The 12,882-nt window shown below is 72.6% G+C and carries 11 protein-coding genes; 6 read left to right on the top strand and 5 right to left on the bottom strand.

The window, feature by feature from the left end; translation table 11 throughout:
• Window positions 1-46: 46 nt before the first annotated feature.
• Together ACOBQU_RS11465 and ACOBQU_RS11470 are read left to right on the top strand one after the other, a co-directional pair.
• Window positions 47-1,204 (top strand): lysophospholipid acyltransferase family protein, encoded by a 1,158-nt coding sequence (locus ACOBQU_RS11465; protein WP_423634408.1) that lies wholly within the window; start codon window positions 47-49, stop codon window positions 1,202-1,204.
• 212 nt (window positions 1,205-1,416) lie between these two features.
• On the top strand, window positions 1,417-2,148 hold the full coding sequence (locus tag ACOBQU_RS11470) for a nitroreductase family protein (protein ID WP_423626320.1): 732 nt from the start codon (window positions 1,417-1,419) through the stop codon (window positions 2,146-2,148).
• On the opposite strand, the gene ACOBQU_RS11475 is transcribed toward ACOBQU_RS11470, so the two are convergent.
• The gene (locus tag ACOBQU_RS11475; RefSeq protein ID WP_423626322.1) at window positions 2,127-3,233 is read right to left on the bottom strand and encodes an alkene reductase; all 1,107 of its coding nucleotides are present in this window, start codon (window positions 3,231-3,233) and stop codon (window positions 2,127-2,129) included. The two genes, ACOBQU_RS11470 and ACOBQU_RS11475, sit on opposite strands and share 22 nt — an antisense overlap.
• 158 nt (window positions 3,234-3,391) lie before the next feature.
• On the opposite strand from ACOBQU_RS11475, the gene ACOBQU_RS11480 reads away from it, so the two are divergent.
• Window positions 3,392-4,264 carry an alpha/beta fold hydrolase gene (locus ACOBQU_RS11480; protein WP_423626323.1) on the top strand — a complete coding sequence of 291 codons (873 nt, stop codon included), beginning with the start codon at window positions 3,392-3,394 and terminating at the stop codon, window positions 4,262-4,264.
• Window positions 4,265-4,349: 85 nt separating this feature from the next.
• On the opposite strand, the gene pruA is transcribed toward ACOBQU_RS11480, so the two are convergent.
• Window positions 4,350-5,981 (bottom strand): L-glutamate gamma-semialdehyde dehydrogenase, encoded by a 1,632-nt coding sequence (gene pruA, locus ACOBQU_RS11485; protein WP_423626325.1) that lies wholly within the window; start codon window positions 5,979-5,981, stop codon window positions 4,350-4,352.
• A 47-nt stretch (window positions 5,982-6,028) separates the two neighbouring features.
• Window positions 6,029-6,955 (bottom strand): proline dehydrogenase family protein, encoded by a 927-nt coding sequence (locus ACOBQU_RS11490; RefSeq protein WP_423626327.1) that lies wholly within the window; start codon window positions 6,953-6,955, stop codon window positions 6,029-6,031.
• 183 nt (window positions 6,956-7,138) lie between these two features.
• On the opposite strand from ACOBQU_RS11490, the gene ACOBQU_RS11495 reads away from it, so the two are divergent.
• Both ACOBQU_RS11495 and ACOBQU_RS11500 read left to right on the top strand, forming a co-directional pair.
• Entirely contained in the window at window positions 7,139-8,389 is a 1,251-nt protein-coding gene (locus tag ACOBQU_RS11495) for a PucR family transcriptional regulator (protein WP_423626328.1), read from the top strand.
• Window positions 8,390-8,519: 130 nt separating this feature from the next.
• A complete protein-coding gene (locus tag ACOBQU_RS11500; protein WP_423626330.1) occupies window positions 8,520-8,882 on the top strand; it encodes a hypothetical protein in 363 nt (120 codons plus the stop codon).
• Window positions 8,883-8,995: 113 nt separating this feature from the next.
• Here ACOBQU_RS11500 and ACOBQU_RS11505 read toward each other — a convergent pair whose 3' ends face one another.
• Window positions 8,996-9,574 (bottom strand): TetR/AcrR family transcriptional regulator, encoded by a 579-nt coding sequence (locus tag ACOBQU_RS11505; RefSeq protein ID WP_423626331.1) that lies wholly within the window; start codon window positions 9,572-9,574, stop codon window positions 8,996-8,998.
• A 135-nt stretch (window positions 9,575-9,709) separates the two neighbouring features.
• Between ACOBQU_RS11505 and ACOBQU_RS11510 the strand changes: the two genes are divergently transcribed.
• The gene (locus tag ACOBQU_RS11510; protein WP_423626333.1) at window positions 9,710-11,230 is read left to right on the top strand and encodes an MFS transporter; all 1,521 of its coding nucleotides are present in this window, start codon (window positions 9,710-9,712) and stop codon (window positions 11,228-11,230) included.
• Here ACOBQU_RS11510 and serA read toward each other — a convergent pair.
• On the bottom strand, window positions 11,227-12,831 hold the full coding sequence (serA, locus tag ACOBQU_RS11515; RefSeq protein ID WP_423626335.1) for a phosphoglycerate dehydrogenase: 1,605 nt from the start codon (window positions 12,829-12,831) through the stop codon (window positions 11,227-11,229). The two genes, ACOBQU_RS11510 and serA, sit on opposite strands and share 4 nt — an antisense overlap.
• Window positions 12,832-12,882 lie beyond the last annotated feature (51 nt).

Below are 12,882 nucleotides of genomic sequence, written 5' to 3' on the forward strand. Positions count from 1 at the left end.
CGGTTGCGGGAAGGGGCGGGTCCGGGGCGCCCCCGCGCGGGCCGCCCTGTGGCGCGGGGCCCTGTGGCGCAGGGTCCTTTGGCGCACCGTCCTCACCCTCACCGGCGGCATCACCCGCCGGGGCGCCCTTCCGGAAGGCGGCTGCGTGGTGGTCGCCAACCACACCTCCCACGCGGACACCGCCGCCCTGCTCGCCGCCCTGGACTCCCGTCACGCGCCCAGGATCGCCGCGGCGGCCGACTACTGGTTCGCCTCCCCCTGGCGGCGCCGCGTCTGCGCCCGCCTGGCCGCGGGCTTCCCCGTGCGCCGCACCGGCGGCGGCATGACCGACCTGCTGGCCAGGACGGACCACCTGCGGGCGGGCCACGCGGTGGTGCTGTTCCCGGAGGGCACGCGAGCCCGCTCGGGCGAGGTGGGCGCGTTCCACCGGGGCGCCCTGGTCCTGGCGGAGGCGGCCGGGGTGCCGGTCGTGCCGGTGGGCATCGCGGGCACGGACCGGCTGCTGCCGAAGCACGGCAGGCTGCGCCCGGCCCTGGTGCGGGTGCGCGTCGGTGATCCGCTGCCGCCGACGGTGACGCCCGAGGAGGCGCGCGCGGCGGTGACGGAGCTGCACCGCCGTACCGTCGACGAGCCGCTGCGCGACTCCCGGGTCCGCAAGCGGATCGCGGCCCGGGTGACGTCCCGCTGGGGTCTGCCGCTCGCCTTCGCGTGGGCGGGCGCGGAGGCGCTGAGCTGGCCGCTGATGCCGGAGCTGCTGCTGGCCGTCGCGTGCGTGGCGGTGCCGCGCCGGTCCCTGAAGCTGGCCCTCGCGGCCCTGGCGGGCAGCCTCGCGGGCGGCGTCCTCGCCCTCCAACTCGCCGCGTCCGGCGTCCAGTTGCCGCAGCCGCTCACCACGGACCGGATGCGCGCGGAGGTCCGCCAGCAGCTGGCCGTCGAGTCGGCGGACGCCGTGCGGCACCAGCCGTGGAACGGCGTCCCGTTCAAGGTGTACGCGGCCGAGGCGGGCCGCGCGGGGGTGCCGGTGTCCGACTGGCTGGCCGAGTCGGCCGCCGCGCGCGGCTCGCGGACGCTGGCCGTGGGGCTGGGGTTCGGCGCGTTCGGCTTCCTCGCGCATCGACTGCGCCGCTTCTACGGCGCGTATCTGGCGCTGCTGGGCGCGGGCTTCACCGCCGGGCTCACGCTGATCGTGGCGAACTGGGCGTGACGGCCGGGCGGTTTTCTGCCGGGGGCTGAGAACTTCGCCGCGCCGGGAGAGTTCCAGCCCGTCCGGCGTTTGAGGACGAGCGCGGAGCGCGATCGACGGGGGTCCAGGGGCGGAGCCCCATGGTTTCGGGAAGGGGCGGGGTGGGGGAAAGCCCCCGGACGGGACAGCCCGCCCCCTGTCCGCCGCCCACGGCGCGCGGCACACTCGTTCCCATGTCTGATACCGAACAGCACAAGCCGGAGACCGGACACGGCGCCGAGCGGTGGACGCCGATCCACGGGCGCCCCTACCGCTCGGTGCCCTACCGCCCCGCGCGCATGCCGGAGGCCCAGTCCCTCGCGCAGGCCGCCGAGTTGAGGGAGCGGATGCGGGAGCGCCGCACCGTGCGGCAGTTCTCGCCGGACCCCGTACCGGCGCAGGTGGTGCGGGACGCCATCGCGTGCGCGGCGACGGCGCCGTCCGGCGCGCACCAGCAGCCGTGGACGTTCGTGCTGGTCCAGGACGCGGAGGTGCGCCGCCGGATCCGGGAGGCCGCCGAGCAGGAGGAGCGGATCTCGTACGACGGGCGGCTCGGCGAGGAGTGGCTCGCGGCGCTGCGCCCCCTCGGCACGGACGAGGTGAAGCCGCACCTGACGGACGCGCCCGCGCTGATCGTCGTCTTCCAGCAGCGGTACTGGCTGGGCGAGGACGGCACCAAGCACAAGCACTACTACGTCGACGAGTCGGTCGGCATCGCGGTCGGGATGCTGCTGTCGGCGCTGCACCTGTCGGGCCTCGCCGCGCTGGTGCACACGCCGAGCCCGATGCGGTTCCTGTCGGAGGTGCTCGGCCGTCCGGCGAACGAGAAGGCGTTCGCGGTGATTCCGGTCGGCTATCCCGCGCCGGACTGCCAGGTTCCCGACCTGGTGCGCAAGTCGCTCGATCAGGTCCTCGTGGAGGTCTGAAGCGCCTCCTCCAGGAAGGGGTAGTCGGTGTACCCCTTGGCGCCGAGCGTGTACAGGTGCTTGGTGTCCACGGAGTTGAGGGGCGCGCCGACCTCGAAGCGGCGCGGCAGGTCGGGGTTGGCGAGGAACCCCCTGCCGTACGAGACCAGGTCGGCGCGCCCGGCGGCGAGGACGGCCTCCCCCGCCTCCTTGGTGGTGGGGTCGCCGTTCTCGCCGACGTTGGCGATGAGCGTGCCGCGCCAGCGCGGGCGCAGGTCGTCGAGGGCGGGGTAGCGGTCGTTGTCGGTGAGGTGCAGATAGGCCAGGCCGAGCGGGTCCAGTTCGGCGAGCAGGGCGCGGTAGACGGGGGCCGGGTCGGCCTCGTACATGCCGAACTGCGGGTTGCCCGGGGACAGTCGAAGGCCGAGCCGTCCGGCGCCGATGGCGTCGGCGACCGCGCGCACCACCTCCACGGCGAACCGGATGCGGTTCTCGACGGACCCCCTGCCGTACGCGTCGTCGCGCAGGTTGGTGTTGTCGGCGAGGAACTGGTGGATCAGATAGCTGTTGGCGCCGTGGAGTTCGACGCCGTCGAACCCGGCGGTGACGGCGTTGCGGGCGGCGGCCGCGTAGTCGGCGACGGCGGTGCGGATGTCGTCGGGGGTCATCACGCGCGGGGTGACGGCCTCCGCCTTGCCGCCGTCGCGGACGTGGACCGGGCTCGGCTCGGGCACGGCCGAGGGACCGGCCGGGATGTCGCCGTCGATGCGGGACAGCGGGTGGCCCTGGCGGCCGCCGTGCATGAGCTGCGCGACGATCCTGCCGCCCGCCGCGTGCACGGCGGCCGTCACGCGGCGCCAGCCCTCGATGTGCGCGGGGGTCTCAAGGCCGGGGATGCGCCAGCCGCTCTGGCCGCGGCTGCTGGGCCAGATGCCCTCGGTGACGATGAGACCGGCGCTGGCGCGCTGGGCGTAGTACTCGGCGGCCAGGGGCGGCGGGGTGCCGTCCTCCTCCGCGCGGTGCCGGGTCATGGGGGCCATGACCATGCGGTTGGGGAGCTGGCCGAAGGGGCTGGTGTACGGGGTGAGAAGGGTGCTCTGCGTCATGCCGGAACGGTAGAAGCTGACACCGGCGTCAGGTTCAAGTCCTCCCCTGCCCCCACCCCTCTCCACCTAACTCCCTAAAACATCTTGACCGGTTAGACCCAGCCATGCTCCACTGAACCCCACGCCAACCACTAAAATGAAAATGAGGGGTTAGAGAGATGAGCACCCGTATCCACCACCGCACCACCACCCTCCGCGGCCACGAGGTCTTCTACCGCGAGGCGGGCCCCGCCGACGCCCCCGTGCTGCTCCTCCTGCACGGCTTCCCGTCCAGTTCGCACATGTTCCGCGACCTCATCCCGCGCCTCGCGCACCGCTACCGGGTCATCGCGCCCGACCACATCGGCTTCGGCCGCTCCGCCACGCCGTCGACCGCGGAGTTCTCGTACACGTTCGCCGAACTGGCCGACGTCACGGCCGAGTTCACCGAGAAGCTCGGGCTCGACCGGTTCGCCCTGTACGTGCAGGACTACGGCGCGCCGATCGGCCTCCGCCTCGCGCTCGCCCACCCCGAGCGGGTCACGGCCATCGTCACGCAGAACGGCAACGCGTACGAGGACGGGCTCGGCGCCAAGGCGTGGGCGCCGGTGTTCGCGTACATCGAGGACCCGAACGAGGAGACGGCCGCGCCCGTGCGGCAGATCCGCTCCCTGGAAGGCATCCGCTGGCAGTACACGCACGGCGTCCCCGAGCGCCACCGCGACCTGCTCAGCCCGGACGCCTGGGAGCGCGACGCCGCGGAGATGGCCCGCGAGGGGCAGGACGCGATCCAGCTCGCCCTGATCGGCGACTACGGCAGCAACATCGCGCTGTACCCGGACTTCCAGGCGTACTTCCGCGACAGCCAGGTGCCGCTGCTCGCGGTGTGGGGCGCGCACGACGAGGTGTTCGTACGGGCCGGGGCGACCGCCTTCCTGCGCGATCTGCCGGAGGCGGAGGTGCACCTGCTGCCGACGGGCCACTTCGCCCTGGAGACGCACGCGGAGCCGATCGCGGAACTCGTCGACGGGTTCCTGCGGCGGGCCGTCTGACGGCCCCCCGCATGGTTGGCCGCGCACACGACACCGCCCCCGGCCGGGGTGGGGCCCAAGCCGGGGGCGGGGATTCAGGGGGGCGTCAGCCCATGTGCGGGTACGTGTAGTCGGTCGGCGGGACCAGCGTCTCCTTGATGGCGCGGGTCAGCGTCCAGCGCATCAGGTTCTGCGGGGCGCCCGCCTTGTCGTTGGTGCCGGAGGCGCGGCCGCCGCCGAAGGGCTGCTGGCCGACGACGGCGCCGGTCGACTTGTCGTTGATGTAGAAGTTGCCCGCGGCGTAGCGCAGCTTCTCCATCGTGTACGCGGCGGCGGCGCGGTCGTTCGCGATGACCGAGCCGGTGAGCGCGTAGTCGGACACCGACTCCATCTGCTCCAGCATCTCGTCGTACTTGTCGTCCTCGTAGACGTGCACGGCGAGGAACGGGCCGAAGTACTCGGTGGTGAAGACCTCGTTGGCCGGGTCGGTGCACTCGACGACGGTCGGGCGCACGAAGTAGCCGACCGAGTCGTCGTAGGTGCCGCCCGCGACGATCGTGCAGGTGTCGTCGGCCTTGGCGCGGTCGATGGCGGCCTTGTTCTTGGCGAAGGCGCGCTCGTCGATGACGGCACCGATGAAGTTGGAGAGGTCGGTGACGTCACCCATGGTGATGCCGTCGACCTCGGCCGCGAACTCCTCCTTGAAGCCGGAGTTCCAGATGGAGGCCGGGATGTAGGCGCGGGAGGTCGCCGAGCACTTCTGGCCCTGGTACTCGAAGGCGCCGCGGGTCAGGGCGGTCTTCAGGATGGCGCGGTCGGCGCTCGGGTGGGCGACGACGAAGTCCTTGCCGCCGGTCTCGCCGACCAGACGCGGGTAGGAGCGGTACTTCTCGATGTTGGCGCCGACGGTCTTCCACAGGTACTGGAAGGTCTTCGTCGAGCCCGTGAAGTGGATGCCCGCGAGGTCCCGGTGGGCCAGCGCGACCTTGGAGACCTCGATGCCGTCGCCGGTGACGAGGTTGATGACGCCCTTGGGCAGCCCGGCCTCCTCCAGGAGCCGCATGAGCAGCACGGCGGCGTGCGTCTGCGTCGGGGACGGCTTCCACACGACCACGTTGCCCATCAGGGCCGGGGCGGTCGGCAGGTTGCCGGAGATGGCCGTGAAGTTGAACGGCGTGATCGCGTAGACGAAGCCCTCCAGCGGGCGGTGGTCCAGGCGGTTCCACACGCCCGTGGAGTTCGCCGGGGGCTGCTCGGCGAGCAGGTCACGGGCGTACTTCACGTTGAAGCGCCAGAAGTCGACCAGCTCGCAGGGCGTGTCGATCTCGGCCTGCTGGGCCGTCTTGGACTGGCCGAGCATCGTGGAGGCGGCCAGCGTCTCGCGCCACGTCGTGGACAGCAGCTCGGCGGCGCGCAGGATGATCGCGGCGCGGTCGTCGAAGGACATCGCGCGCCACGCCGGGGCGGCGGCCAGGGCGGCGTCGATCGCGTCCTGCGCGTCCGCCTGCGTGGCGTGGCGGCCGGTGCCGATGACGGCCTTGTGGTTGTGCGGCTGCACGACCTCGAACGGCTCGCCGCCGCCCAGGCGCTTCTCGCCGCCGATGGTCATCGGCAGCTCGATCGGGTTCTCGGACAGCTCCTTGAGCTTGGCCTCGAGCCGGGCGCGCTCGGGAGAGCCGGGGGCGTAGCCGTGCACCGGCTCGTTGACCGGGGCGGGGACCTGGGTCACAGCGTCCATGAGTTCCGTAACTCCTTTGTGCGGGTGTTTCTGGCGGCCGGGCGGGCTCAGCCCTTGGTGAGGATGGAACGGCCGAAGAACAGCAGGTTCGCGGGCTTCTCCGCGAGGCGGCGCATGAAATAGCCGTACCAGTCCGTGCCGTAGGCGGTGTAGACACGCATCCGGTGGCCCTCCGCGGCGAGCCGCAGGTGCTCCTCGCTGCGGATGCCGTACAGCATCTGGAATTCGTACTCGTCCAGTTTGCGCCCCGCGCGGCGGCCCAGCTCCTGGGCGATGGCGATCAGGCGCGGGTCGTGGGACCCGATCATCGGGTACCCCTCGCCCTCCATCAGGATGCGCAGGATCCGCACGTACGCCTTGTCGATCTCGGCCTTGTCCTGGTAGGCGACCTCGGCGGGCTCCTTGTAGGCGCCCTTCACGATCCGCACGCGGCTGCCGTTGGCGGCCAGGCGGCGGGCGTCGTCCTCGGTGCGGAACAGGTACGACTGGATCACGCAGCCGGTGTCCGGGAAGTCCTTCCGCAGCTCGTCGTGGATGGCGAACATCGAGTCGAGGGTCGTGTGGTCCTCGGCGTCCAGGGTGACGGTGGTGCCGATGGCGGTGGCGGCCTCGACGACCGGGCGGACGTTGGCGAGGGCCAGCTCGTGGCCACCCTCCAGCGCCTGGCCGAACATGGACAGCTTCACGGACATCTCGGCCTTGGTGCCGAGGCCGAGGTCCTTGAGGCGGTCGATCAGCTCCAGGTAGGCGTCGCGGGCCGCGTGGGACTGCTCGACGGTGGTGATGTCCTCGCCCACCACGTCCAGGGTGACCTCAAGGCCCTTGTCGGCGGCGTCCACGACGATCGGCACGACCTCGTCGACGGTCTCGCCCGCGATGAAGCGGTCGACGACCTGCTTAGTGCCCGGGGCCGCCGACACGAAACGGCGCATCTTGTCACTGCGCGACGCGGCAAGGATCACGGGACCCAGCACGGGCACCTCCACGGGAGTACGAGCGAGTGCCGCCCCCGACCAGTTGTGTCACAGATTCGGTACGGCACGGATAACCACCGTGAAACCTAAGGATCGCTCCGATCCTGAGCTATCGACACCTGTCACGCATCCGTGTCCCAGATCTCAGACATATGTCTGAAGGGGGCGCGTGACTGCGCGAGAATGGGCTGTGTGAAAGGCGACTACCAGGAACTGGTCGATGAGATCTCGGCCCTCCTCGGCGCGCCCGCGACGCTGGAGAACCGCGATTTCGAGCTGATCGCCTTCGGCGCGCACGGCGGCGGCGAGGGCGGCCTCGACTCCGCGGACCTGGACCCCGTCCGCACCCGCTCGATCCTCACGCGCCGGTCCACGGCGGCCGTGCGCGCCTGGTTCGAGAGCTTCGGCATCACGCGCGCCACCGGCCCGGTCCGCATCCCGCCGACCCCGGAGGCGGGCGTGTACCGCGGCCGGATCTGCCTTCCGGTACGCCACCGGGGGTACGCGCTCGGCTATGTGTGGCTGCTGGACGACGACCCGGGCCCCACGGAGGCGCAGCTCGCCGCCGCCATGGAGGTGGCGGCGCGGATCGGCGCGCTGCTCGCCGACGAGGCGCAGGCGGGCGCGGACCTGACCCGGGAGTTCCGGGCCGTGCTCACGGCCGAGCGCGGCTGGCAGCGGGACATGGCGGTGGCGGCGCTGCGGACGGCGCTCGGCCCGCGCGGGGACGAGCCGCACGCCGTGGTGTGCGTGGCCCCCTGGCCGACGGCCCCGGACGGCGGCCCCGCGGTGCGGACGGCGCCGGGGGCGGCGGCGGTGTGCACGGTGCCGTGGACTCCGGCGGGCGCTGGGGGCGCGGCGGGCACGGCGGGCGCCGGGGGCGCTGGGGGCGTCAAAGGCTCTGGAGGCGCGGCGGGCGCGGTGGTCCAGTCGCTCGCGGTCCTGGTGCGCCTGCGGTCGGCGGACTCCGCCACGCCCGCGGTCACGGCGGCCACCCGTCTGGTGGCGCTGGCGGGCGCGGGCACGGCGGCCGGGGTCGCCGACGGGCGCCGGGGCCTGGAGGACCTGGCGGAGGCCTGGGCGGAGGCGTCGGCGGCGGCGCGCGCGGCGCTCGCCGAGCCGCGCCTCGCGCCGCTCGCCCACTGGTCGGACATCGGCCCGTACCGCCTGCTCACCTCCCTGCCCGCGCGGGCCGCGCAGGACGCGGTGGGCCGCGAGCTGCTCTCCCCCGGCAACCGCGAACTCGCCCGCACCGCCGAGGTGTTCCTGGACCGCGCGGGCCAGGCGGGCCGCGCCGCGGCCGAGCTGGGCATCCACCGCCAGACGCTCTACTACCGCCTCTCGCGCGTGGAGCAGCTCACCAAACTGGACCTGGACGAGGGCGAGGACCGGCTGCTGCTGCACATGGTCCTGAAAGCGTCACGACTGCGATAGCCGCGCAACAGACCGCCACGGCCCCGCTGGTGACGTGATCATGGCGGGTAAGGTGCTGCCCGCCCAGTACTTCACTGGCGCACCAGGCACATCACAGCACCAGGCACATCACAACGGAGGCCATCCCCCCATGAAGTTCCGGCTGTTGGGCCCCGCCCTCGCCACCGCTGCCGTCGCCGCCACCACGCTCGTCGGCGGCGTCGCCGTCGCCCAGACCCCCACCGCCGTGGCGGCCGCGAAGCCCAACTGCGACAGCAGCATCGTCAACGTTCCCGCCAAGGAGAGCGTGAAGATCCGCACCAGCCCGAAGCTCAGCGCCACGGCCGTCGGCCTGTGGGCCAAGGGCAAGAAGGGCGCCCTGTGCTCCGACGGCAAGTCGTTCAAGGGCCAGAAGTACAAGCTGTGCGGCAAGACCAGCGACCGCTGGCTGTACGGCGGCCCGTTCTCGTCCCGCAAGGAGGGCTACGTCCCGGCCGCGTGCATCAAGTGGTAGCGCGCGCCTGAGAGTTACCGCGTGAGGGCGCGGGCGGCCCGGCGCCGCCCGCGCCCTTTCGCGTACGGGGCCGGGGGCGCCTCGCGTACGGGCCCCGGGGGCGCCGCCGGGCCCTACGCGGCGGAGGCCCGCGCCATCACCCGCCGCAGCCCCTCCGTCAGCTGCTCGGCCGTGGTGGCCGACTCCGGGTCGAACAGCCACTGCATCATGAGCCCGTTGAGCAGCGTGGTGTAGAACCGCCCCTCGGCGGCCACCACGTCGTCGCCGAGTGCGGACTCGTCGATGCCGAGCAGCAGCGCGGCGATCCCGGCCCGCCCCTCCTCCTGCGCCTTGATCAGCAGCTCCCGCACCCCGGCGAGCCGGTCGCCCTGCGTGATGAACTCCAGGCTCAGCATCCAGATGCCGCGCGACTGCGGGAACGACCGGATGACCCCGCTCCACACCTCCTGGAACCGTTCGAGCGACCCGCCGGGCGCCGCGCTCCCGCCGCCCCCCGTGAAGCCGTCGCCAACCTCCTCGACGAGCGCGATGTACGCCTGCGCGAGCAGCGCGTCCTTCGAGCCGTAGTGGTAGCCGATCGACGCGAGGTTCGTGCCGGACTCCTTGACGACGTCGCGGGCCGTGGTGCGCACGAACCCCTTCTCCAGCAGGCAGCGCTTGGCGCCTTCGAGCAGATCCTCACGGTGTCCCATGCGGCCACCCTACCCCGATACAGACAGCCGTCCCATACGAACGTATGGGACGTACGTATGCGACACACGTATGGGACGCGCGTACTGGACAGGCGTACTAGACAACCGTTTTATACGCTCGTACAGTCCCGGGTCATGGACACCACCACCCCGCCCCGCGCGGGCCGCAAGGAGTGGACGGCGCTCGCCGTCCTGATGCTGCCGCTGCTCCTCGTCTCGATGGACGTCTCGGTCCTGTACTTCGCGATCCCCGCGATCAGCGCGGACCTGGACCCCAGCGGCACCCAGCAGCTCTGGATCTTCGACATCTACGCCTTCGTGCTCGCGGGCCTGCTCATGACCATGGGCTCGCTCGGCGACCGCATAGGCCGCCGCAGGCTGCTCCTGATCGGCGCGACGGCCTTCGGCGGCGCGTCGCTGGCCGCCGCCTACGCCACCGGCCCGGGCATGCTGATCGCCGCCCGCGCGGTCCTCGGCATCGGCGGCGCGACCCTGATGCCGTCGACGATGGCGCTGGTCCGCACGCTGTTCCACGACCCGGGGCAGCGGGCGCGGGCGATCGGCGTCTGGTCCGGCGTGATGGTCGCGGGGATCGCGCTCGGCTCGGTGCTCAGCGGCGTCCTCGTCGAGTTCTTCTGGTGGGGCTCGGTCTTCCTGGTCAACCTGCCCGCGATGGTGCTGCTCCTGCTGCTCGCGCCGCTGCTCATCCCCGAGTCGAGGGACCCGGCCCCGGGCCGCTTCGACGCCCTGAGCGTCCCGCTGTCGATGGCCGCGGTGCTGCCGGTGGTGTACGGGCTCAAGGAGATCGCCGCGGAGGGCGTGCGCGCGGCGTACCTGGGGTCGCTGGCCGTGGGGCTCGTCTTCGCCGCCCTGTTCGTACGCCGTCAGCGCACCGCCGCGTCCCCGCTGGTCTCCCCCGCGCTGTTCCGCCGGGGCTTCGGCTCCGCCGTAGGCCTGAACCTCGTCTCGGCCTTCGCCATGATGGGCTCGGCGTACTTCACGACGCAGTACCTCCAGTCGGTCCTCGGCAAGAGCGCCCTGGAGGCGGCGCTGTGGGCACTGCTGCCGTCGGTGCCGATCGGCTTCGCCGCGCCGACCGCGGTGGCGCTGGTGCAGCGCGGCGCCGACCGCGCCCATGTGGTCGCGGGCGGCTTCGCGGTGTCGGCCTGCGGCTACGGGGTGCTGGCCCTCGCCGGTACGGACTCCCTGTGGACGGTGCTCGCGGCGGCGGCCGTCCTCGCGTGCGGCGCGACCGTCGTCACCTCGCAGCTCACCGACCTGGCCCTCGGCGCGGCCCCCGCGGACAAGGCGGGCGCCGCGTCCTCCCTCCTGGAGACGGGGCAGGAGTTCGGCGGCGCCCTGGGGATGGCCGTCCTCGGCTCCATCGGCACCGGGGTCTACGGCCACCAGATGCCGTCCGGCGCGCCGGACACCCTCGGCGGCGCGCTCGCCCTGGCGGACCGGCTGCCCGCGGAGGCGGGGGCCGCCCTGGCGCGGACGGCCCGCGCGGCGTTCACGGACGGCATGCACGCCGCCGCGCTCGCTGGCGCGGGCGCCTTGCTGCTGGCCGCGGCCTTGGCCCTGCGCGCCCCGTTCATCGCGCTCCGCGCTCGTCCTCAAACGCCGGACGGGCTTGAATGCCCCGCGCGGAACTAGTCCGCCAGGTTCACCGACCGCGCCGAGGTCGCCCCGATCTCCTCCGCGACCTCGGAGAGCACCGGCTGCGGCACCGTGTCGTCCACGGTCAGCACGGCCAGCGCCTCGCCCCCGACCCCGGCCCGCGCGACCTGCATCCCGGCGATGTTGATCCCGGCCTCGCCGAGGACGCGCCCCACGGTGCCGACGACGCCGGGCCGGTCGGCGTACCGCAGCACCACCATGTGGTCGGCGAGCGCGAGGTCCACGTCGTACTCCCCGACCGCCACGATCTTCTGGTGGTTCTTGGGCCCGGCGAGTGTGCCGGACACGGCGACCTCCTCGCCGCCGGAGAGGGTGCCGCGCACGGTGACCACGTTGCGGTGGTCGGGCGACTCGGACGACGTGGTCAGCCGCACCTCGACGCCCCGCTCCTGGGCGAACAGCGGCGCGTTCACGTACGACACGGTCTCGTCGACGATGTCCTCGAACACGCCCTTGAGCGCGGACAGTTCGAGCACCTTCACATCGTGCTGGGTGATCTCGCCGTACACCTCGACGTCCAGGCGCACCGCGACCTCGCCCGCGAGCGCGGTGAAGATGCGGCCGAGCTTCTCGGCGAGCGGCAGGCCGGGGCGCACGTCCTCGGCGATGACGCCGCCCTGGACGTTCACGGCGTCCGGCACCAGCTCGCCCGCGAGGGCGAGGCGCACCGACTTGGCGACGGAGATGCCCGCCTTCTCCTGGGCCTCGTCCGTGGAGGCACCCAGGTGCGGCGTGCACACGACCTGGTCGAGCTCGAACAGCGGCGAGTCGGTGCACGGCTCCTTCGCGTACACGTCCAGGCCCGCGCCCGCGACGCGGCCCTCCTTCAGCGCCGAGTACAGCGCCTCCTCGTCGACGATGCCGCCGCGCGCGGCGTTCACGATCCGCACCGACGGCTTGACCTTGCGCAGCGCCTCGTCGCCGATCAGGCCCAGGGTCTCAGGCGTCTTCGGCAGGTGCACGGTGATGAAGTCGGAGACTTCCAGAAGCTCGTCCAGGGAGAGGACCTTGACGCCCATCTGCGCGGCGCGCGCGGGCTGCACATACGGATCGTACGCGACGACCTTCATGCCGAAGGCGGACATCCGCTGCGCGACGAGCGCGCCGATGCGGCCGAGGCCGACCACGCCGAGGGTCTTCTCCGCCAGCTCCACGCCCGTGTACTTGGAGCGCTTCCACTCGCCGTTCTTCAGCGCGGTGTTGGCCTGCGGGATGTTGCGGGCGGTGGAGATCAGCAGGCCGCAGGCCAGCTCGGCGGCGGTGACGATGTTCGAGGTGGGGGCGTTCACCACCATCACGCCCGCCTTGGTGGCGGCGGCGACGTCGACGTTGTCGAGGCCGACGCCCGCGCGGGCGACGACCTTCAGCTTGCGGGCGGCGGCGATGGCCTCGGCGTCGACCTTGGTCGCGGAGCGGACCAGTACGGCGTCGACGTCGGCGATCGCGGGCAGCAGCTCCGCGCGGTCCGCGCCGTTGCAGTGCCGGATCTCGAAGTCCGGGCCCAGGGCGTCGACGGTCGCGGGCGACAGCTCTTCAGCGATGAGTACGACCGGTTTGCCGTTGGCAGCAGTGCTCACGTGAGTCCTCACAAGTCCAATGCGGACGGCCGTCCCGACGGCCGCAGGCGG

Origin of the sequence: Streptomyces sp. G45 (assembly GCF_049542095.1) — a bacterium.
GTDB lineage: Bacteria > Actinomycetota > Actinomycetes > Streptomycetales > Streptomycetaceae > Streptomyces.